The organism is Paenibacillus lemnae, from assembly GCF_012933385.1.
Taxonomy (GTDB): domain Bacteria; phylum Bacillota; class Bacilli; order Paenibacillales; family Paenibacillaceae; genus Paenibacillus_AQ; species Paenibacillus_AQ lemnae.
The window spans coordinates 41327-63908 of record NZ_JABBPN010000015.1; the positions used below are offsets into that span (position 1 = coordinate 41327).

Genomic DNA, 22582 nt, shown 5'->3' on the forward strand with positions numbered 1-22582 from the left:
CGGTTTACTTACTCGTCTTCGCTTTTATAACGCCATAATCGGCAGTGGTATAATTGCCCATGTACCATAAGGACACGCCGTGCAGCCCGTAATATTTGGCCAGCCAGATCTTGACTCCAATGCTCTGTTCATCCTCATACCAGATCACATGACTGCCGCGGTCGTCTTTAAAGGTTATCTTTTCTAAATAGTATGGATAAGATAATTCCGACTTGCTTCCCGCCTTGGCCGCTCGCTCCTCCACCAGCTGAATAGCCGGATTTTCAACTACAACTGTTCCGTCCGGACGGGTAATCCACTGGTTCGCCTGCTTGGAGATGCCGAGCACAATTTTATTTTTCGGAATATCCTTCAGAGCCGTCTGAATCGTTTCATTCACTAAAGGGAGCGGTGCCGATGGCAGATGACTCTCCACATGCGTAAAATCATACGCCATCACAATGACTTGATCCGCCACACTGCCGATCTCACGCAAATTATATCCTTTGTACCATTCTATTGGAGGGACTGCCACCGACAGGGTGAATCCTTCCAACCCCTTTTTTAATGCCTTCAGAAAAGCAGCATAAGCAGACTGCTCTGAGGTTTCCATCAAGCCCTCAAAATCAATCGAGACTCCGGTAAATCCGTAAGGATTATTGACCATCGTATCCCGAACAGATTGAATAAAGGCCTGCTGTGCCGGAAGATCCTTTAAAAATCTGCTCAGCTTCTGATCTCTATTTTCGGAAAACACACTCAGCTCTTTTTGCACCTGATATTGATCCGCGATCTGAATAGCTGACTCCCAGCCCGCAGGCACCTTATAATCGCTGTTACTCATATCCAGAGCCGCTGTGCCCGCCGCCGTATAAGACAGTTCTGACCAACCAAATTTCACTTCATTTAAAAACTGCATCTGCTGTGCTTGTTTAAAGGATTCTATCGCGTAATAACCAATGCCTTTTACTTTGGTGTCCTCGATCCGTTCGTTGATCATCCGTTCGATAATAACGGCAGCTTCCTTGCGTTTCAGCGATGCCTTCGGTCTGAATTTACCGGCTGCATCGCCAACCACGATATCCAGGCTGGCGCTGTAATACAGCTCCGGCCGATACGCCGATTGAATCTGCGAAGCATCCTTGAATTCCCGCTCATTGTCCTCGGCCTTCCAGCCTGTCTTCTTCCAGCTAGCCTGCTCCAGCTCATCCAGCTGCTGAAGCAGCATGCGGCCGGTGAGTACGGCAACTTCTTCTCTCGTAATCTCCCGGGTCGGCTGGAACTTGCCGTCCTTGATCATAAAATCAATCCAGCCCTGCTCATATGCTTGTTGAATATAGGGATAAGACCAGCGGTCCGGATCCTGCATATCTTTTACATTCATGGATTTTGATGTTGATGCGGATGTGTCATCCTGAAGCGAAACGGTCAGCATTTTGACAAAAGCTTCTCTCGTAAGGACCCCATTCCCATTAAACTTGCCGCTCCCTACCCCTGATATCACATCTAAAGCGGACAGCTTATAAATACTGCCGGCAGCCCAGTCATCCGGAACATCCAAATATGTCTGCAGCTGCGCACGGTACGCAAATGTACTCCCTGTCCCTGCGCAAAGCAGAATCGTCATGGACAGCAACAAAATCTTTTTAAACATAAAACCCTCCTATTGTTCGCTTCCCCCGGGTTAGAGATGTTCGATGATCCACGCTGCTAAATCTCATATTCTTTTAGATTTCCGAAGAAAATTCACATGTAATTTCATAACATTCCTTATTCTACCATTTTATATTTGTTATTCATAGATCTGCCACGAATGCAGTCCACTTTTGAGCAATAACTTTCCGTATTTCGAAGCGATCCAACGAATCAATTGATCGTTCATCCGTTCTAGTCATGCGAAGATACCACGCTATGCTATGAATACCTTTTCTCTATTTCCTGCTTAAATACATGAATAGGTTTCTCATAATCAATAGGTTTATAGATCATCTTGTTTAGCCAGGCACTCAGATCGTATGTGTGCTCAAATGTCATATTTTTACTATAAATAACCATTTCATTCATGGTCCCAATAACACGCCTGCTGTTCGTTTTTCCTATTCTAATTTCGCCTGCTTCCAAGAAATATTGGTTGATGATATGTTTCTTTATTCCTTCTAACTGTAGATAATCCTTGAGATCACACAAGAATTTCTCCTGCAGCTTTCCGACTTGAGAACTCCTAATCCCGTCAATAACCAGACATAATTGACTGGAGTCATTGACAAAAATAATATGTTTTTTTCTCAGCTGCAGAATATTCACATGCCAACTAAATAACGGATCGATCTCCTCGATGTCAACCGGAGCAGTTTTCATGTCTTTTAATAACTTTTGAGTGAATCTAAGCGCTAGCATAATTGTTCGCTCCTCTTTGTGTTGCATTGATTTTACTTACTAAGCATAACTTAAAAATATTCGGGGACACATTAAACAATCCTGCCTTACAGCTCCTAAAAATTGCATGGAATTCAGAGACTTATGCCTTCCCTGTTGTGTTACTCCTGTTTCAGGGTAAAATGAAAATATTAACAATTTGTGATACCGGGAGGCGCTTATGGAGCAGTTCAGGGATCGGCTTAGAGCGGTACAGGAGCAGCAGGATGGGCTGCTTAAGGAGTACAAAGCCTTGATCACAGAATATGAGAACAGCGATTTGGTACACGAGAACGAAGTGTTGAAGATGCAGTATGAAGAGAACAAAGCGGCACTGGCCGAGCTTGACAGCCAGGCGGCAAAGCTGCGCCACGAGAACTCGGAGCTGCGGACTGCACTTGCAGAGCAGATTCTGGATGAGAAGCTGGGCATTCTGCGGGTATCGAAGGAGAAGCTGCAGACTTATTTTGCCTCTCAAAGCGACCGTTATCTGGACCGTCTGAGCGCTTTTGAACAGGAGACGAAGCAGCGCATTGAGAGCATGTACAAGGCAGCTGAGCATGAGCTGGGGAAAGACCGCACCGAATTTACTTACATTCTGGATGAGGTGAAGCACAGGCTGGATGAGCGCATTGTACTGCGCAGAAAAGCAAGGAATGAGTCCCGGGACCAGCAGAATGAACTCATGCAGAGCCGGATGGATGATTTTGCATCGGAAGGGGTCAGCGAGGATACGATCCAGCGGCGCCGCAAGCAGAATGTGATTGAAATGAAGATCGGCCTCAACTGGATAAACCGCCTGGCCATTCTGCTGTTGATTCTGGCTGTAGGCGCAGGCTTCAGGTATACCTATTTAACCTGGTTCAACGGATATATGAAGGGCGCTGCCTTTTTCCTGCTCGGATTATTGATGCTGGGCGGAGGCGAGTGGATGTTCCGTAAAGGCAGAGGAACGTTTGCGCTTGGCGTGCTGGGCGGAGGCATCTCGGTTCTGTACGGCTCCGTGTTCTACAGTTATTTTTTGCTGGAGATTATCGGGCTCTATACCGGGCTTGGACTCTCCGTGCTTGTCACCGCTTCAGCCGTGCTGCTGTCTCTGAGGTATGAATCGCGGACGATCTGCTCGCTGGGTCTTGCCGGTGGATATCTGCCGTTATTCTCATACATAGGCGCGTTTGGTCTTGACGGTGCTGCCGTTTATGTCGCTATGGGTTATTTATTCCTGCTTAATCTGTTGATCCTGCTGATCTCACTGCGCAAGCGCTGGGTTGTGGTCAATTACATCAGCTTCCTCTTCAATGTACCTTCGATGCTGCTGCTGGTTATTTTCGCGGACAGCGACGTTGCCAGCATGTTCTATGTCGTGCTGACCTTTGCGATGTATCTCGGCATCACGCTCTGGTATCCGTTCAAATTCCGCCGCAAGCTGTCCTGGTGGGACTTCTCCCTGCTGGGCTGCAACACGGTCATCAGCTGTGTAACCCTGTATTTTCTGTTTATGGATGCGGGGCTTGACGATTATAAGGGTGCGCTTGCTCTCGCCTTCTGTCTGATGTATCTCGGCCTCGGCCGGTTCGTACAGAAGCAGATGCCGCAGGAAAAAGAAAGCCGGCTGCTGTTCTACTGCACCTCGCTGACCTTCGCCGTACTGCTGGTGCCCTTCCAGCTGGGGGCGGCGTGGTGGTCGATCGGCTGGCTGACTGAAGCCGTTCTGCTGACGGTATACGGGCTGCGCTGCGGCTTCAAGGGTGTGGAAAAAGCAGGCTGGGGAATTTTGATGTTATGCCTTGGCGCTTTTTTCATAGTGGATGTTCCTATGCAAACGGCCGCAAATAACACATTGTTCGCTGACATCCAACCTTATTTTGACCTGAAATATACGTTTATAACGGCCGGGATGCTCATTGTAGCTGTGGTCTATGCGGTCCGTCATTCCCGGGAGGAAACACTGCTTCGCAGTACACCGTCTGAGGTAAAGCTGGCAGTAGGGTTCAAATATGCGGCACTGCTGAACTTCTATGCTTATATCGTCTATGAAGCGCTGACCTTATATGATCTGTACGTGCCGGGGGATCTTCGTCATTTCACCTTTTACAAACTGCTGCTGACGGCATTCCTTACTGTAGGATTGGCTTATGCGCTGCCTAAGGTCACGGTGCTTTATGATAAAATAGTCGGATACATGGTGCTGCTGCTGCGTGTGACCGGTTATGTCATTTGTATCAGCATCACGTTGGGCATGCCCGCCCTTCGGCCGGAGTTCGCAGACAATACAGCAGCCGATTATCTGGCGCTTGGGATGCTCATCCTGTTCAATGTGTTTGTCTGGTTCAGCGGAGGGGGACTGCTGCGCAGGACGATACAGCGTGATTACGGTAACATGGAGCTGTATCCGGTCATTATGGGACTGTACCTGCTGGTCAGTGTCACAGCTTCGATGGGTGTACAGCTGCAGCTCAGGGATGGCGGTCTGGCTTACAGCCTGGTATATCTGCTGCTGGCAGCGTTGTTCATTATGTACGGCTTCCGCAGCAGATACGTATATATCCGGCGGTTTGGCCTCATGCTGTCCCTGTTTGCAACAGGCAAGCTGCTGCTCTATGATCTCAGCCAGCTGGGCCTCGGCAGCAAAATTATCGCCTACTTCACCTTCGGGATCTGCCTGCTCGGCATTTCTTATCTGTATCAGAAGGTATCGAACAAAATGGAAGAGACTTATGCCAAGGAAGAGCAAAATCCGGCAGGGAAAGGAGTATAACCTATGTATGCCACTTATATATTTGATTTATACGGCACACTGATTGACATTGAGACCGATGAGGAGGCGCCGGAGGTATGGAACCGGCTGGGCTTTCATTTCGGCTATCATGGCATGAACATTGCAGGGGGCTGAGCTAAAGGAACGATTCCTGGCAGAGCGCGACAGCCAGCTGGCTGAGGCTGCAAGGAGCTGCCAGTTTCCCGATTTTGTGATGGAAGAGGTCTTCCGGGCGGTTGCCCGGGATTTGGGGGGGGCATCCTGAGGAAGCCTGGCTGCAGGAGACCGTGAGATGACTGCGGACGTTATCAATGATTCATATCTCCCTCTATGAGGGGGTTGCCGAAATTCTACAGCGCCTGCGCTCTGGCGGAAAGAGGGTCTTCCTGCTCTCCAACGGCCAGAAGACTTTCGTGGAAGCGGAGCTGCGTATGCTGGGCATTCTGCATATGTTCGATGGCATAGCTATTTCCTCTGAGGCCGGCGTCAGCAAGCCGGATCCTTTGTTTTACCGCTATTTAACCGACACTTACGGTGCAGATCTCCACTCTGCCGTGATGATAGGGAATGATCCGTGGACCGATATGGCAGGAGCGGAAGCTGTAGGAATCGATTCCTGTTACATTCAGACGGCTTCTTCACCCCGCGGCATCCCGGTGAAGAGTGCCTTTCAGATCCTGGACGGCAACCTGCGCAGCATTCCCGGCTGGGACCGGTAGCTCTCACGCCACCTGAAAGGAGTTGATCCTGTGAATCGAATCGTCCTTTTCCTTGTTCTGCTGCTTCTACTGACTTCCTGCTCAGACCAATCGACTTCCAGGCAAGCACCGCAGCCTATAGGAAACCCAACTGCTGAAAAGGTACTCCAGCAGCATGCTGACGCTGATCTGTTCATGGTTCAGGATCTGGTGTACATCCTGGCGGATCCTGACTCCTGGGTGCAGGAAGAAGAACTGGGTCCGCTTGAGGAGGTCGGTAAAATTCAAGAGATGTATGATCCAGCCAAGCCTTTTGTTAACTACATGGCCACCAAGCTTCCAGCAGGCACGACCATCTATGCCGACTCCTCGCACAGTTCATTTCTTGTTGTCCTTAAGGACGGAAAAGAAGCCCGGTATCTCGGCCTGGTCGAAGGATAACCAGGGAAATACGGGCTTCTTTGATATTTAATCATGCAAACGAGTCATCACTTCCGATTCTTGTTAGCCTCTTCTTCGAGCCGTTTGAATCGTTTGAGATCCGCTTTACGAATCGGGAGCGGCTCGCCTTTAAACATGCGGATAACCGCAGCGATTAACAGCAGCAGAATGATAGTAAACGGCAGTGCCGAGATGAGGGAAGCCGTCTGCAGCGCTTCAAGTCCTCCCGTGTAGATCAGCACCCCGGCGATGGCCGCCATCAGCATACCCCATACGATTTTCACGTAAAACGGAGGGTTCAGGCTTCCGGATGTTGTCATACTCGACAGCATGTATGTGGCCGAATCGGCTGAAGTGATCAGGAACGTCAGAATGAGAATGATCGACAGCACCGATACGATTCCCGTAAACGGCAGATTGTTCAATAATTCAAACAGAGCGGTGGAAACATCATTGTTCACAGCCGTGGCGATGCCTGCATTTTGATTCAGATCCAGCCACAGCGCTGTCCCGCCGAATACGGCCATCCAGACACATGCAATCAGAGGCGGCACGACCATGACGCCCAGGATAAACTCCCGTACGGAACGCCCTCTAGACACACGCGCCACAAAAGCGCCGACGAACGGCGACCATGCAATCGCCCAGGCCCAGTAAAAGATCGTCCACTTACGGACCCACTCCCCGCCGGCATAAGGCTGCAGACGCAGGCTGTATTGGATGAAATTCGAAAAGTAATCCCCAATCGCCAGGGTAAAGGTCTCCAGAATGAACACGCTCGGACCGGCAAAAAACACAAAGATCATAAAAGCAAATGCCATCGTCAGATTGAGATTGCTCAGATATTTAATTCCCTTATCCAGCCCTGTGGTAGAGGAAATCATATAGCAGATAAAAATCACACCCAGCACACCGATTTGCAGTAAGGGCGTATTGCCCCATCCTGTCATCGAACCGAGTCCGCCGCCCATCTGCAGCACGCCCATGCCGACCGAAGTAGCAACGCCCATTACGGTCGCAATCACCGCGAGGATATCAATGATATTTTTGACAACAGGTTTCTTCCCCGTGATCGGCTCCAGTGCCGTGGACACGAGTCCATCTTTTTTCTTGCGGAACTGGAAAAAGGCAATCACCAGCCCCACCAGCGCGAATACCGACCACTGGCTGATCCCGAAGTGGAAAAATGCATAGCCCATCGCGACCCGTGCGGCCTGCGTCGATTGTGTTTCCATTCCAACAAAAGGAGGAGTGTAAAAATGCGTCATCGGCTCCGCTACACCCCAGAATACTAGCCCGACTCCAAAGCCTGCAGAGAACAGCATCCCGATCCACGTGAAAAAGGGATAGTCCGGCTTCTGCTGGTCATTCTCTCCCAGACGGATTCCACCGTATTTACTGACCGCCACCCCAAAGAGAAACACGATAATAATAAAAATAGATAACAGATAGAACCAGCCAAAATAATTGGTCGTCAGATTAAACAAATACGTTGCCGCATTCCCGAACGCATCAGGCACGACCGCTCCCAAAATCGCTAAAACGCCAATCACTAATGCCGATACGGTAAACACCACATTTTTAAACAATCTTGCTCCCAATTGCATCACTCCAAGCTTATGTAGTAGCGTCCTGCCTCCTCATTATTTCCCAAGGTGGCCGGATCTCATGTAACCATGCTTCGTAAATTTACAAAGGGATCAGCAGTTATGTATGTATATAAACAAAAAAGCCGCCCCTTAATACAGGCAGCTTGCTAACTTTTAGGCTATCTCTTCCGAATGACCAGCATGCTGTTCGCATGACGTAAAAACTCATACGGCACTACTCGTTCTTCTACCTGTAAGCCCGCGGCAGAAAGCTCCGATTTCAGCATATCCACATATTCACACCGGGTTCCGGTCAGATCCACCAGCGGAAAAATCCTGACTTCATGTGAGGCAACCCGAATGAGCTCATTCACAGTCTTCCTATGAAAATCCAGATCCAGCCGGTCCCCATACATGAACAAGAAATGCGCCGATACAATCAGATCAAACCGCTTATCCTGAAAGGGCAGCGACGGCAGAACTGCTGGAACATAACGTTCCGGGCGATTTTTCATATCACGGATACAATGCTCTAGTGCACTGTACCGATGTTTGCCGAGCCCCTGCACATCCCCGTAAAAGTCCCACAGAAACAAGTCTTTGGCGTCTTCCATCGTGTCCAGCGCATGGGCAATGCCTGCCAGACCTTTGGTTTCCAGATCATCCGGTGCATGGTCGTAGGCAATATCGCATGACATGATATCCAGACCCTGCTGCCCCCCTACTGCTGTGAAGGAGCATGCTCCTGAGGGACAGTCCAGAATAGACTTCCCTTCCAGATCCTCATGCTGCAGATCGAACATCTGCATATATTCTTCAAACGTACGGCCGATAAAAATAATGCGTTCCAGTTCCTGCTTAGGCTTGGACGTTCGTCCCCTGCCACGCGTGCGGAGCCCATTCGCTGCCGTCAAATTCGTACCTTTTTTGTCTTTCCCTTGGCTCATCTCTTCTACACTCATCTCAGCTCACCTCAACTCATACATTTGGCAAAGGACACCACCGGTGTCCGCACCTTCATTCCATTCTATTCTCTTCTCAAAGCATATGCCAGCCCTTCCAGGTCCAGACCGTCCACCGCAAAAGCCCTCCGTACAAGCTCAGGAGCCACAAATTCGTCGTACTTGCCCAAATAAGGCGCTTCCTTGTGATCGAGCAGGGATTCCGGACCCGCCACGAGACATTCATCCAGCTCCCGCGCGATCTCATCCATCAGATGCTCCGGTGCCGTCTTACCGGCTACGACCATGTAATACGGCTCCATCGGTACGATGGACCGCAGCGACAGACTGCCGGCCAGGTTATGCTTCAGCAGCCGCTCCAGCGTGCGGAAGGGCTTGCTGCCTGCCCACGGCAGGATAAACAGCGAATCGCCGCCTGCGGGAATGACTGTGCTTTTGAGCAGACCGCTCTCCCGCGCAAGGCGCCTTGCACGCTCCAGCCGGTTCACCGCGCCGGGTGCCAAATATGGATAAATGGTGCTGTCGTCCAGGATTTCGCGCATTTTACGGACGACGCGGGTATGAATGTCACCGCCCGCTCCAAGCCAAAGCGTATCCACTTTCCCTTTGGAGGATTTCACATACAAGGCCTTATGCCGCGTATCGACTTCTTCCACCTTCCACAGCTTGCCTGCCAGGGAGAAACAGTATCCCGGCGGCGGCACCGTCGTGATGGAACCGATCTCCTCCGATCCGTTGTATACGACATGCTCTTCGTCGTCCTTGAACACCGCATAGAATCGGAAATTGTTCACGATACGCTCCCCGGTCAGGCCTATAATGAGCGGTCCTTCATCTGTCCGCTGAATATGATCGGTTTGCAGCAGATAATTCAGGAAATCTCTATACTCCTCTGCCGTAAAGTCTTGAAATGCTGGCAGTGTCAGCACGGCCCGAGCCAGTTCGGCCGGCTCTGCTTCGCCCATGCTCTTCAGAATGCTCATGGTCTGGTGGTACAGCAGCCCCACCGGCTTCTGCCGCAAACTCAGCGGCTCCACCCACTTCTCGCGCACATAAAGCTCGATCACCGCAATGGCCCGCAGCAGCATCCAGGGCATCCGCGCAGGCAGCTGGGCGGTTTCGTCCTCTTCCTCCGGACAGAGGAACATCATCTCGGATGCCTGTCCCCGGCGGCCCGAGCGGCCAAGCCGCTGCACAAAGCTGGAGCAGCTGTAGGGTGCGCCAAGCTGCACAACCCGCTCCAGCTCCCCAAGGTCTATGCCCAGCTCCAGTGTCAGCGTCGCCGCAGCTACAGCAGGCCCCGGCCCGCTGCGCAGCGCGGCCTCCGCCTCTTCCCTCAGCATCGCCGAAATACTGCCATGATGGACATGGTAGACGTCCGGCTCCTGGCGTTTTGCCGCCACACGGCGCATTTCCAGTGTGGTAAGCTCGGCATCGGAGCGGCTGTTGGTGAAGATCAGAGCTTTTTTCTGATGAGTTGTGTCGTATACGAAATCATAATACGCTTTTCGCGCATGCTCCAGCTGCTCTGCCTTCTTCTCGTCACGTGCATCCGGAAATGAAAAATGCTCCACACTGATCCGCAGCTTCCGCCCTCCCTGCGGGGAGACGACCTCTACAGATGCCTGCGTTCCCGCTGCCAGCCATCCTGCCGCCGTTTCATAATCGCTCAACGTCGCTGACAAGCCGATTCGCCGCGGCGAACAGGACGCCATCCGCTCGATCCGGGTCAGCTGACTCAGCACTTGAATTCCCCGGTCAGCACCCATAAAGGCATGCACCTCATCGACAATGACATATCTCAAATCATGAAACAGTGCCGGAATCGAGTTAGGACGATTCATCAGCAGCCCCTCCAGTGATTCCGGGGTAATCTGCAGCACACCGGAGGGATGCTGCATCAGCTTCGTTTTCTCGTCCTGGGATACATCGCCGTGCCAGTGCCATACCGGCACCTCGCCTTCACGCAGCAGCTCCTTGATCCGCTCAAACTGATCATTGATGAGCGCCTTCAGCGGACCGATATATAGAATGCCGACCGACTCACAAGGACGTTCGTACAGCTCGGTTAACGCTGGAAAAAAAGCGGCTTCCGTCTTGCCTGAAGCTGTCCCGGAAGCGATCAGCAGGTGGCTTGGCGTATCCATCAGCACACGGCAGGCTTCCACCTGGGCTTCGCGGAGGGTATCCCATTTCTTTCGGTAAATATACTCGCGAATAAAGGGCGCCAGTCTGGAAAACGGATTGCCGCCGCCGCTCACAGCTCAAACTCCGCAAGGAAATCATCCGTTTTATCCTGTTCCTGACTCTTGCCCCCGGCAGCACCGCTGGACTTCACCGCCTGCTCTGCCATCGCCGCCCGCTCACCCAGCAGGGTATCAAAATCACTCCCCGGATGCTGATGCAGCGTATGCAGCAGGTCCATGAAATCGCGGACAACTTCCCGCGGCGTCAGCAGCTCATCTGCACCCAGCCGGTTCACCGCATTTTGCATAAAAGTAATCAGCTGATCATCCGCAAGCCTGACCTCGTAGCCGTAATGAAGGGCATGAATATCCCGCAGCTTTTGCAGCAGGATCAGAATTTCCTCATGGGACAACATGTCCAGCTTCAGAATTGGAGAGGAATAAGTCCGGTAAGCCTGTGATCCATACCGCCCGTCGATCAGGCGTGAACGCAGGGCATCATAGCTGAACAGCCCCCGGCGCTCATCTTCCACGAACTGGGGGGTGCCGCCCATCAGAATGCCCAGATGCTGCGCTTTACCCTGCATCGTATCGTTAAACATCGTCAGCAGCTTCTCGTAGTTGCTGTGGCGGGAGACGGTGTTGGTGATTTTGTAGAGATTCACGCCTTCGTCGATAAACAGCAGCAGACCCTTATAGCCGATCGCCGCGGCAAATTCAGCCCACAGCTTAATGTAGTCATACCAGCTGTCATCATCAATGATCACGCCAACCCCCAGGTCCCTGCGTGCCTCGGTCTTGGTTGGATACTCGCCCCGCAGCCAGCGGAGCGCCATCTGCTTCTTGTCGTCATCGCCCAGCTTGTATCCATTCCAGTACGATGCCATCACCTTCGCAAAATCAAACCCGTGAACCAGGCTCTGCATACCTCCGGTCACTTCAAAAATCCGCTGTTCCACCCGCAGATTCAGCGAAGGGTCATCCGAAGTCAGCCCTTCGCTCTGCATAATGGACTGCTGAATCGCCGCGATCCACTTCTGGAGAATCATCTCCAGGGCACCGCCGTCTGGACGTGTACGGGTGGACAGGTGAGTCATCAGCTCGCGATACGTGCCAAGCCCCTGACCTTTGGTTCCGACAAGGCGCCGCTCTGGCGAAAGATCGGCATCCGCCACCACAAAATCCCGATCCATGGCATAGTTGCGGATGATCTGGAGCAGAAAGCTTTTACCGCTGCCGTAGCGTCCGCTGATCAGCCGAAATGCTGCACCGCCTTCAGCAATATTATCCATATCCTGCACAATGGCCTCCACCTCAGGCTTGCGCCCCACCGCAATATGCTCCAGCCCGACACGGGGCACAACACCCGCGGTCAGTGAATTCATCAAAGCCGTGGTCAGGCGTTTGGGTATTTTCAGTTCAGCCACTTCTCATCACCTCTTTATAAAATCCAGCATGTCCACATAATCCTCTGTCAGGGCATCTCCATCAATCAAAAGATCCCCGATCCAGCTCATTGCCGCTTCATTAATCTCATCTATAAGAAGCTCTGGCATGGAGCCGGCCCGTTGTGCCGCTGCCTGCAGAGCATCCGAGCCCAGCCCCTCCTTTAATCCGTACAGCATGTCCAGATGAGCCGGTGTCAAAGCCCGGGCCAGCTCCTGCCAATCTTCATCCAGATCTTCGGTATTCCAATATACCTTACCAGAATCAGCTTCAGCTTCAGCTTCAGCTTCAGCTCCAGCTCCAGCACCCATTTCTGCCGGCACTCGCTCCCCTGGTTCTGCTGCTGCGTCCTGCACCTTGGCACGAGGCACAGCAGCTTGTCTATTGCCCGGGCAATTTTCTTCCATCAAATGTAAAGATCCTTCCACCATGACCGGCTCGGCTGACACTTGCTCTAACCCTGATGCCGAATCCGGTATCAGCAGCAAATCACGCACTTCATCCGATTCTCGCTGCAGCCGCTGCAGCTTGCCCATATCGATAGCCACCTCAGGAACAGACGGTTTCCCCTGAGTAGGCTCTTCCGGGTTCAGTTCTCTTTTCAAATACCGCGTAACCAGCTTGTCGATTTCGGGCTCGACCGCAACACCCTTTAAGCGCCCCTTGAAGCCCATCAGCTCCCGCAGGCGATTCTCCGTTAAACGAACCAGCTGTGTCAGGTATGCCCGAAGCGGGGCATACGTGCTGATCTTCACGACCGGCACCATGACCGTGCGTCCATACAGCCCTTCATCATACACCGCTGTCCGAAAAATCGTACGCGACGACTGCACTTCAGGAGGAGAAAACCTCTCCAACAGCCTTGTGCCGCCCGTCTTCTCCAAATATGCATCTACCATGGAAATCACTTTTGGTGCATATACCCGCATCTCCTTGCGTCCGGCTTCCTGCACAAATCGGCTTTTCTCGGGATCGATGTCCAGCAGCTCCTTCAGCACATCCCAGTTCAGCTCCAGCGGCTGGGCGGTAAAGCGGCGTCTCCACTCCCGTTCCTTCAGCTCAGGGGAGAGATTGCGGGGGATTTTCTGAAATCCTTCTTCGCTTTCGCTTGGATGCATGAGGCCGTGCACATGGTCAAAATCAAACAGCCACTCTCTCATGTAACTGTCCAGCTTGCGATACCGGTCACGATAAGCCGACCAGATGCGCTGCATCAGCTGCCGCCCCTGCTCCGGCGCGCTCCAGCCAATGCCATGAATCAATTCATATATATAAACAAACAAGTAGGACAGATCGGTATCCGGATAACGTCCGGACCGCACTTCTTCCCTCCAGTAAAAATACCATGACTCCTGAGACGGCAGCATTTCGCTGTACACCGGCCAGTAGCTTTTGAAAGGCACAAACGGCCCCTCCTGCTCCACATGCCATTCCAGCTCACGCGCTCGCATGTAGAATTGCTGTTCCCGGGAGTAATACCTCACACCGTCAAAAGACGGCGGCACACTGGAAGGCGGAAGACTGGACACCTCAGACGGTTTTGCATGGACAGTGCCCTTCGGCGGTTTCTCTGGTTCTGGATCCCCAGCATTCTCCGGTTCCCACACATTCTTCGGTTCCCAAGCATTCAAATCATCCAGTGTCAGTTCACCTGGGGCGGCCTCTTTCGGGGCCAGAACCCCTTCATCTTGATCCTGATGCCCGGCAGGAGCATGCTCAGGGATCTTCAGCTGCCGTTCTTCTCCGCCCAGCTCAAATTCTGCAAATGTCATCTGTAAATCACGGATCACCTTGTGCCGCACTTGGCCCGTGGCTCCTTTGCTTCCCGAAGTCCTTGAAACCTCCCAGCTGTGTGAATCGGATCCTTGTTCCCGGCTGTCTTTGGGTGTCATGGTCTTCTCACCTCCCTCATATGCTCATTGTACCACTCACGTTTCCAGAACCAGGCTGTTTTTTTACAACGGCCGTTTCGGCGTCTATACTAGGTAAAAAGCAGGGTTACCTGCCCTCATTCACATTATAATACGAAAGAACGTATGTTCCATTTTATCACATTCTACGACCTGCTGTCTGCACCCGCCGTGGCTGCGGAATACGGTCAAAAAGGAGTTCCATATGAACAAATGGCTTAAAACCATTCTCTATCTGGTCGGCGCCGCGATTTTGACACGACTGATTCCGTTCTCCTCCTGGTTCCGCATCATGGATACGATGATCCATGAACTGGGTCATGCGCTGGCTACCCTGCTGCTGTCAGGCCGGGTACTGAGCATTCAATTAAACCCCGATCACAGCGGCGTGACGTATTCGCTTGTCGCTCCCGGCTGGAGGTCCCTGATCGTCTCACTGGCAGGATATATTCCGGCCTCTCTGTTCTCGGTCCTGATGTTCTACGGCTATGCCCGGCGGAAGCAGGCTCAGGGACTGATCGCGATTGCCGTTACCGCCCTGCTGATGATTTTGCTGTTTGTCCGCAACGGGTATGGCATCTGGTGGCTCTCCATTTTCATTGTGATCACCCTGGTGTTTTACCTGCTTGGCGGTCGAATCCGCAACGCCTATTATCTGGTTCTCGCTTTTCTCTGTCTGGAGGAATCGGTCATGGGCCCTGTCACACTTCTGGTATATGGAATCACCCGGCCCGCCCGTGCCGGAGATGCGGCCAATCTGGCCAGCCAGACGCCCCTGCCGGCAGCAGTGTGGGCACTTGTCTTCCTGGCTTTTGCGCTCTGGTGTGCAAAGCTGGCCCTCCAGCTGTTCTGGAGCAGGCGGTCTACAGCAAGCCGAGAGCGCGAAATGAGGGCACGGGTGCGGTAACCCGGCATATGGCGCTCTTTCCTCTACCGATTTAGGGCCGCACCTCTCTTGATCCAAGCCCAGCTGGGTAAAAGGAGCAAAACGAAAGGCGGCTGACCCATGATGGTCAGCCGCCTTTCCTATGCAACTCGACGTTATTTTGCCATACCGGTAATACTGTTTCCATCTTTCGTAATGGTGTAGCTCAGAATCTCGCCGCTCCAGAAATGGAATTTCAGGTTCACCACGCCGTCATTCACTTCCTTGAAGAAGTTCTCGGTAAGCTGGATCGTTCCTGCCTCAACATCCGGAGAAAATGTATACGCGAATTCCTTGAAAGATGTCCAGTTTTGAGGGCCTGCATTACTTCCATCCTCGTATACGGCCTCCATCGTTGCCAGCAGATCACCGTTGAACTGTGTCGGAATGACAAAATCTGCAGCCGTTCCAGTCGCTGCTTCAAGCTTCGGCGTATCGTTCAGGATGACACGGAAGTTCCAGTCCGCTCCCTGATTGAAATCCGCTTGAAGCACGGCCTGTTCGCCGTACCCGCCGGAAGCAGTCAGACGCGCGAGCGCAGATGCTTTAATCGTCAGGACATCACGGTAAAGTGTGTAGTCCGCGCCTGCTCTCAGCTTGTTCTTGCCTTTATCTCCAACCCAGATATTCACCAGGCGATTACCGTTCATCTCCATAGGAATAACTGCATCCTGCACCTGTGCTCCCTTGTTCACAAAGATCAGGTCGGATTTCGCAGTTGCCGAACGGCCTTTCCAGCTCGCCTTCATCATTTCGTACAGCTCGGGGTCAGACCACGCCAGGGTGTTTCGATTCAGGTGCTGACCGTTATCCCAGATCATATGGGCGATTTTTCTCTGCTGAACATAGTTTAAAATATATTCGAAAAACTTCAGCTTCTCGCCCTGCTCGATCACCCCGGTATGCTTGTCAAAGCCCAGGAGACCGAACTCGCCCAGAATGACCGGAATACCGTCCGCTACCAATGTATCGTAGGTACGGTCAAACGTATCGTCAATATCCTTGATTGTTTCCTCATTAAACGTGGTTACGCCAGCAATATTAACACTGAACGGCCAGAATCCATAATAATGGATTGTCGCAATCAGGTTCGGGTCATTCAAGTTTTTAATATAATCGTGCAGGTGATCCAGCTTTTCCTGAGCTGCATTGGTTTCCAGTGTTGGAATGACCAGCGGGCGCACATCATTGCTGCCGCCTGATTTACGTACAATGTTGTAGAAGGACGTATTCAGCTCATCCAGATAACGGAGGTGAGACGGATCCTCAGCTCCCCAGCCGTCTGTAAATCTCGGTTCATTGATGCTCTCAAACATTAACTTGTTCGAGTGATTCTTGAACCGGTCCGCGATTTGAGTCCAGGCTGCATTGTAGCGCGCCTTTACTTCAGCCGGATTCTTCTCCATCTTGCTTACCCACAGCCAGGAATCGTGATGCAGATTGATCATGACATACAAGCCTTCGTCCAGCGACCAGTCAACGACCTCCTCTACCCGATCCATAAAAGCAGGGTCAATCGCATAGTCCGGTCCTTGTCCCATACGCTGGTCCCAGGTGACCGGAATCCGGATGCTGTTAAAGCCGTTGGCCTTGACAGCCTTGATCTGTTCTTTTGTCACACGAGGGTTGCCCCAGGAGGTTTCATCTTCGCCTGTAGCATCCAATGTGTTGCCCAGATTCCAGCCAGGCTGCATGGCTTCTACATAAGATTGAATGCTGCTCTTTGGCGGCTGAAGATCTTTAGGCTTATCTTTTGGTGCCGCTGCAGCGGATGTGATTGTGGTCAGCAGCATCGCCGCTGCCAAGGTCAGTGATAACAGCATCTTTTTTCGTAGACTATTCATAAAACCCTCCTACCGTTAATTTTGTCAGCGCTTTCTGAAAGCGGTTGCTGTTATACTCTAACACAGCTAATTTGTGGGTGACATCCTAATAATTAGTGATATTTTCATATGAAAATTAGACCTGTTGTTCCACTCGAAGACTATCCGGATTGAATTCGGCTTACCACAGCGGTTCCATAAACCGGTCCATCCCGGTCCCCGCATACCAGAGAAACAGCATGTAACCGACCACCATCAGCCCCGCTGTAATGAACGTGACCACATAATGTTTGGCTGGCCTTAAATACTTCCATTCCATGAACCCACGAAAACAGTGATACAGAAGCGCCATCGGTATGATCACGTAAAACCCAAAGAAAGACGGCAGGATATCATTATAAATCGCTCCCATACACACGAGAATCATTACAAGCACAATGAGCGAAACCGCAATGAACGGCTTTTGACCGGGTGTATGAGATAACCGGGCTTCACGGTCTTCTCTGCTCACAAACACCAGATTCAGTGGAATCGTTAAAAATCCAATTATCCCTAAAAGGGTGAGTATATTCATAAAGGCCCCCTGCTTTCTCTTCAAAATCATAAACTCTTGAATGAATTCCTTCATCTGGTTAAACGCACTTCAAAGGGTATAAGTTCGGAAATGAAGCAAAAAACCCCGGCTTTCCCTTACACAGGGTAACCGGGGTTGACCACATTGATTTGTCTACCGTTGATCTGCAGCGCTAGATGGCACTTACAGGCTCCTTGTTCTGAAGCAGGGCCACCAGATATGCCAGCGCTAACCCCTGTCCCCATCCCTGAACGCGTTTTTTCGAGATCACTTTATAATCATCTGCTGAGTACATGACCGCCGTGCCTGCGGATACGTTGCGAACCGAGCCGTCCTCATCAATATTTGCCCGGATCCCTTCATATGCTCTAGCCATATAATTCTGATGCAGCGGCTGGGCGTAGATCGTCATCGCAGCTGCAATCCCTGCGGAAGCCGATGTTTCCAGATACGAGGTCTCATCATCCAGAATCGTATGCCACATGCCTTCCGGAGACTGCAGTCTCACCAGAGCACTCAGCTGGTCTCCCAATGCGCCGCCAATCTGCATCCACATCGGCATAAACGGATTCAGCATCTTGTGAGTTTGTGCCATCGTATAAGCAGCCCATGCATTTGCCCGGCCCCAATAAATACCCGACAAATGATCCTGTCTTGTGTTATCCCAGGCATGATAGAACAGATTCGTTTTCGTATCCTGCAAATATTCCTCATGCCAGTAAAACTGATTCAAGGCGTCATCGATATATTCCTTGTTGTCCAGCTTGAATCCAAGCCGAATTAAGAAATAAGCGGCCATGAACAGGGTATCTGCCCAAGCTTGTTCAGGAAAATCATTTTTGGAGGAAACCGTATGCTGAAATACATCTTTCCCAAACCGAATAGCATCCTTGCGGAGATATTCGGCCTTCATCAGCGCCAGATCCAAATATTTCGAGTCACCTGTGGCCTCGTGCAGCGTCAGCATCGTATGCCCCATCGCACAGGAATTGACCATAAGCGGCGGAATGCCTAGCTCCAGATACTCGTCCACCCATTTCACAAGGAAATCGATGTATTCCTGATTCCCCGTGGCCTCCCATGCCTTACAAATCCCGTAAAAAGCCACCCCGCAGGACCAGTTCCACGTAAAGTCCATGTTCATCGTACGGCGGACTACCCGATCCAAAAGTTCCTTAACTTCCTGCTCATCACATTCAAACTTGCGCATTGCATCATCTCTCCTTCATCGCATATCCACTTTTTGCAAGCCTTCTTAGTAAGCCATTCATCCGTTTCAATCATGATGCAGTTTATAATGACTTGGTTTATATCCAAAGTAAGCGCTTCACAGTTATTCTATCAATATTGAGCAGCGCAGGCTATACTACAATTTTGCCGGGAAAGAGATTTGCCTACTCTACTCTCCCTTCCCCTCCCCACACACCCGCCCAGCTCCTGTGATTCGCAGAGAGGTCAGGTGGGTTTTTTGCGCTCCTCTCAAGAGAGCCGCAGGCCAGCGCGGGCTGGGTCAGCTGCACCTTTTCTACCCTGCAGGAGTGGCGTGAGACGGTGGAGGAGCAGCGCGTCCGCCTTTAAAATCGGGAAACTAGGTTGAATAATAATGGAGAGATGCCAGAGGGTGAAATGATTCTGGAGAAGCGGAGCGTTCGCTCAAAGCTTTCTGAAAGAAAGCTCGCATCGGAAGCATACGCTTGATCGTGGATTTCTACCTACCTCCTGAATAAATTGAAATCCACGATCAAGAGCGATCGGAAGAACATTTCACCCGCCGGCTACTACTCCTAATTAGCTTAGTTCAACCTCATCCAAGTTTCCCGATTTTAACAGCGGCCGGAATCGACTCACGCCACTCCCCCCACCCCTGCCAAAAAAGGTGCAGCGCCATCCCAGCCAAATAGCCAGCGGCCCCCATCACATAAGCGCAAAAAAGCCCGGCCTCCCTTCAAAGCAGGAGCCGGGCTGTACATTCAATTACTTTTTCAAATTGTAAAACGACTTCAAGCCGTTGTACTGAGCGAGCTCGCCCAATTGGTCTTCGATGCGAAGCAATTGGTTGTATTTCGCCACACGGTCTGTACGGGAAGGTGCACCCGTTTTGATCTGACCTGCGTTGGTTGCAACCGCGATGTCCGCGATGGTGCTGTCTTCGGATTCACCGGAACGGTGAGAGATTACCGCAGTGTAACCTGCGCGCTTCGCCATTTCGATCGCATCAAACGTTTCAGTCAGCGTACCGATTTGGTTTACCTTGATCAGGATCGAGTTACCGATGTTCTCGTTGATCCCTTTTTCCAGACGCTCAGTGTTGGTTACGAACAGGTCGTCACCTACCAGCTGGATCTTGTCACCCAGCTTCTCGGTGAGGAGCTTCCAACCTTCCCAATCGTCTTCGGAGCAGCCGTCTTCGATCGTAACGATCGGATACTTCTCTACCCATGAAGCCATCAGGTCTACGAACTCTGCAGGCGTGTAGGACTTGCCTTCGCCTTCCAGCACGTATTTGCCATCCTTGAAGAATTCAGTGGATGCAACGTCCATACCAAGCAGAACGTCTTCGCCTGGCTTGTAGCCAGCTTTCTCGATCGCTTCGATGATGGAAGACAATGCATCTTCATTGGACGTGAAGTTCGGTGCAAAACCGCCTTCGTCGCCAACTGCAGTGTTGAGGCCTTTGCCTTTCAGTACGGATTTCAGGTTGTGGAAGATCTCAGCTCCCATACGAAGGGCTTCCTTGAAGCTGGCTGCACCTACTGGCAGAACCATGAACTCTTGAACGTCCACGTTGTTGTCTGCATGAGCGCCGCCGTTCACGATGTTCATCATTGGCACTGGAAGCTGCTTCGCATTGAATCCGCCGAGGTATACATAGAGTGGCAGGTCCAGCGCGTCAGCTGCTGCACGAGCAACAGCCATGGACACAGCGAGGATTGCATTTGCGCCCAGTTTGCCTTTGTTAGGCGTTCCGTCCAGGTTAATCATCAGCTTGTCGATGCCGAGCTGATCCAGCGCATCCATGCCAATTACTTCAGGAGCGATGATCTCATTCACGTTCTCAACAGCTTTCAGCACACCTTTGCCCAGGTAGCGGGACTTATCTTCGTCGCGAAGCTCAACCGCTTCGTGAACACCAGTGGAAGCACCGGAAGGTACAATCGCACGGCCGATGGCGCCGGATTCCAGATAAACCTCAACTTCTACCGTCGGGTTACCGCGGGAGTCAAGGACTTCGCGTGCATACACATCAGAAATAATAGTCATAAGTAGAGTCTCCTTTTTTCTCGTTATTCGTGATCATTACCCCTAGCTTATCACAGGCTGGAGGCACTTTGCATTATCGGGTGGCAATCATGGAGGTTCCGGTCATTTCCTGCGGCTTCTCCAGGTTCAGCAGATCGAGAATCGTCGGAGCGATATCGGCCAGAATGCCGCCTTCACGCAGCGTTACGGTCTCATCTGTCACAATGAATGGCACCGGATTCGTCGTATGGGCCGTGAACGGACGTCCGTTCTCGTCAAACACCATATCTGCGTTACCGTGGTCTGCAGTGATGAGGACAACCCCGCCTTTTTCCAGAACGGCATCCACAACTTTACCAACACATTCATCCGTCGTTTCCACGGCCTTGATGGTTGGCTCCAGCATACCGGAGTGGCCTACCATATCCGGATTTGCAAAATTCAAAATGATCGCATCATGCTTATCTGCTTCAATCTCTCTGACGCAGGCATCGGCTACTTCGTATGCGCTCATCTCGGGCTGCAAATCATATGTAGCCACCTTCGGTGAGTTAATCAGCACGCGAGTCTCACCAGGCAGTTCCACATCGCGGCCGCCGCTGAAAAAGAACGTCACATGCGGATACTTCTCGGTTTCGGCGATACGCAGCTGCTTTTTATTATTTTGTACCAGCACTTCACCCAGCGTGTTATCCAGGTTCTTCGGCTTATAAGCCACAAATCCCTCTACGGTCTCGCTGAACAGCGTCAGGCACACAAAATGCAGACCTTGCGGAGCCTTAGGTCCACGCTCAAATCCGCGGAAATCGCTGTTCGTGAATACCTGGGAGAGCTGAATAGCACGGTCCGGACGGAAGTTCAGAAAGATCACGGAGTCTCCGCTCTCAACGAGACTAACCGGCTGGCCTTCGCTGTCCACAATTACAGTCGGTTCAACGAACTCATCAAAAATGGAATTGTCATACGATTCATTGATCGCTTGAAGAGGGTCCTGATACTTAGGTCCTTCTCCATACACCATAGCTCGGTAGGTCTTCTCTACACGATCCCAGCGCTTGTCACGGTCCATGGCATAGTAACGTCCGGATACCGTGGCGATTTTCCCTACGCCGACTTCATCGATCTTGGCCAGCAGATCCTTGATGAACTGCTTTCCGCTGTCCGGAGCCACATCGCGTCCATCCATAAAAGCATGAATATAGACCTCTTCAAGGCCTTCCTTTTTGGAAAGATCGAGCATGGCAAACAGATGATCGATGTGACTGTGCACACCACCGTCGGAGACCAAGCCGTACAGATGCAGCTTCTTGTTGTTTTTCTTGGCCGCGCGAATGGCTTCCACCAGCGTCTCATTCTCGAAAAACTCGCCATCGCGAATCGATTTCGTGATCCGCGTCAAGTCCTGATACACAATCCGTCCGGCACCAATGTTCAGGTGTCCGACCTCGGAGTTGCCCATCTGTCCTTCCGGAAGACCAACCGCTTCACCGCAAGCGGTCAGTGTGGTGTTCGGATACTGCTTCAGGTAACGGTCATAGTTCGGCTTGTTGGCTTGAGCTACGGCATTGCCTGTCGTGGTGCTGCGCAGTCCGAACCCGTCCATGATGATCAAAGCTACGGGTCTTGGTGCGGACAT

Annotated in this window: 17 protein-coding genes; 5 read left to right on the plus strand and 12 right to left on the minus strand. The window is 51.6% G+C overall.

What is annotated here, in order from left to right; genetic code table 11:
* Positions 1 to 4: 4 nt before the first annotated feature.
* Both HII30_RS15385 and HII30_RS15390 read right to left on the minus strand, forming a co-directional pair.
* On the minus strand, positions 5 to 1633 hold the full coding sequence (locus HII30_RS15385) for a glycosyl hydrolase family 18 protein (RefSeq protein ID WP_169505934.1): 1629 nt from the start codon (positions 1631 to 1633) through the stop codon (positions 5 to 7).
* A gap of 260 nt (positions 1634 to 1893) precedes the next feature.
* Positions 1894 to 2376: a DUF6933 domain-containing protein gene (locus HII30_RS15390; RefSeq protein WP_169505935.1), complete on the minus strand. Its 483-nt coding sequence runs from the start codon at positions 2374 to 2376 to the stop codon at positions 1894 to 1896.
* 199 nt (positions 2377 to 2575) lie between these two features.
* Here HII30_RS15390 and HII30_RS15395 point away from each other — a divergent pair, with 199 nt between their 5' ends.
* The 4 genes from HII30_RS15395 to HII30_RS15405 all read left to right on the plus strand — a co-directional run bounded on the left by HII30_RS15395 (position 2576) and on the right by HII30_RS15405 (position 6291).
* On the plus strand, positions 2576 to 5152 hold the full coding sequence (locus HII30_RS15395; RefSeq protein ID WP_169505936.1) for a DUF2339 domain-containing protein: 2577 nt from the start codon (positions 2576 to 2578) through the stop codon (positions 5150 to 5152).
* A gap of 3 nt (positions 5153 to 5155) precedes the next feature.
* On the plus strand, positions 5156 to 5287 hold the full coding sequence (locus HII30_RS21875; RefSeq protein ID WP_281363492.1) for a hypothetical protein: 132 nt from the start codon (positions 5156 to 5158) through the stop codon (positions 5285 to 5287).
* A gap of 176 nt (positions 5288 to 5463) precedes the next feature.
* Complete coding sequence (locus HII30_RS15400; RefSeq protein WP_169505937.1) at positions 5464 to 5871, plus strand: HAD family hydrolase; 408 nt, start codon at positions 5464 to 5466, stop codon at positions 5869 to 5871.
* Between the two features lie 30 nt (positions 5872 to 5901).
* Positions 5902 to 6291, plus strand: a complete 390-nt coding sequence (locus HII30_RS15405) for a lipoprotein (protein ID WP_169505938.1) — start codon at positions 5902 to 5904, stop codon at positions 6289 to 6291.
* A gap of 47 nt (positions 6292 to 6338) precedes the next feature.
* Here HII30_RS15405 and HII30_RS15410 read toward each other — a convergent pair whose 3' ends face one another.
* The 5 genes from HII30_RS15410 to HII30_RS15430 all read right to left on the minus strand — a co-directional run bounded on the left by HII30_RS15410 (position 6339) and on the right by HII30_RS15430 (position 14366).
* Positions 6339 to 7898 carry a BCCT family transporter gene (locus tag HII30_RS15410; RefSeq protein WP_246246519.1) on the minus strand — a complete coding sequence of 520 codons (1560 nt, stop codon included), beginning with the start codon at positions 7896 to 7898 and terminating at the stop codon, positions 6339 to 6341.
* A gap of 161 nt (positions 7899 to 8059) precedes the next feature.
* Positions 8060 to 8842 (minus strand): SAM-dependent methyltransferase, encoded by a 783-nt coding sequence (locus HII30_RS15415; protein WP_425495999.1) that lies wholly within the window; start codon positions 8840 to 8842, stop codon positions 8060 to 8062.
* Between the two features lie 65 nt (positions 8843 to 8907).
* A complete protein-coding gene (locus HII30_RS15420; protein ID WP_169505940.1) occupies positions 8908 to 11103 on the minus strand; it encodes a DEAD/DEAH box helicase in 2196 nt (731 codons plus the stop codon).
* A complete protein-coding gene (locus tag HII30_RS15425) occupies positions 11100 to 12455 on the minus strand; it encodes a BREX system ATP-binding domain-containing protein (protein ID WP_169505941.1) in 1356 nt (451 codons plus the stop codon). Before HII30_RS15425 ends, HII30_RS15420 begins: the two co-directional genes overlap by 4 nt.
* Positions 12456 to 12461: 6 nt before the next feature.
* Entirely contained in the window at positions 12462 to 14366 is a 1905-nt protein-coding gene (locus tag HII30_RS15430; protein WP_169505942.1) for a TerB N-terminal domain-containing protein, read from the minus strand.
* A gap of 223 nt (positions 14367 to 14589) precedes the next feature.
* On the opposite strand from HII30_RS15430, the gene HII30_RS15435 reads away from it, so the two are divergent.
* Positions 14590 to 15291 carry a M50 family metallopeptidase gene (locus tag HII30_RS15435; protein ID WP_169505943.1) on the plus strand — a complete coding sequence of 234 codons (702 nt, stop codon included), beginning with the start codon at positions 14590 to 14592 and terminating at the stop codon, positions 15289 to 15291.
* A gap of 134 nt (positions 15292 to 15425) precedes the next feature.
* On the opposite strand, the gene HII30_RS15440 is transcribed toward HII30_RS15435, so the two are convergent.
* From HII30_RS15440 to gpmI, 5 genes are all read right to left on the minus strand, one after another.
* A complete protein-coding gene (locus tag HII30_RS15440; RefSeq protein ID WP_169505944.1) occupies positions 15426 to 17153 on the minus strand; it encodes a cellulase family glycosylhydrolase in 1728 nt (575 codons plus the stop codon).
* A 160-nt stretch (positions 17154 to 17313) separates the two neighbouring features.
* Positions 17314 to 17706 carry a DUF4181 domain-containing protein gene (locus HII30_RS15445; RefSeq protein WP_169505945.1) on the minus strand — a complete coding sequence of 131 codons (393 nt, stop codon included), beginning with the start codon at positions 17704 to 17706 and terminating at the stop codon, positions 17314 to 17316.
* A 172-nt stretch (positions 17707 to 17878) separates the two neighbouring features.
* Complete coding sequence (locus HII30_RS15450; RefSeq protein ID WP_169505946.1) at positions 17879 to 18916, minus strand: glycoside hydrolase family 88/105 protein; 1038 nt, start codon at positions 18914 to 18916, stop codon at positions 17879 to 17881.
* A 764-nt stretch (positions 18917 to 19680) separates the two neighbouring features.
* Positions 19681 to 20967 (minus strand): phosphopyruvate hydratase, encoded by a 1287-nt coding sequence (gene eno / locus HII30_RS15455; RefSeq protein WP_169505947.1) that lies wholly within the window; start codon positions 20965 to 20967, stop codon positions 19681 to 19683.
* 73 nt (positions 20968 to 21040) lie between these two features.
* Positions 21041 to 22582: a 2,3-bisphosphoglycerate-independent phosphoglycerate mutase gene (gpmI, locus tag HII30_RS15460; RefSeq protein WP_169505948.1), complete on the minus strand. Its 1542-nt coding sequence runs from the start codon at positions 22580 to 22582 to the stop codon at positions 21041 to 21043.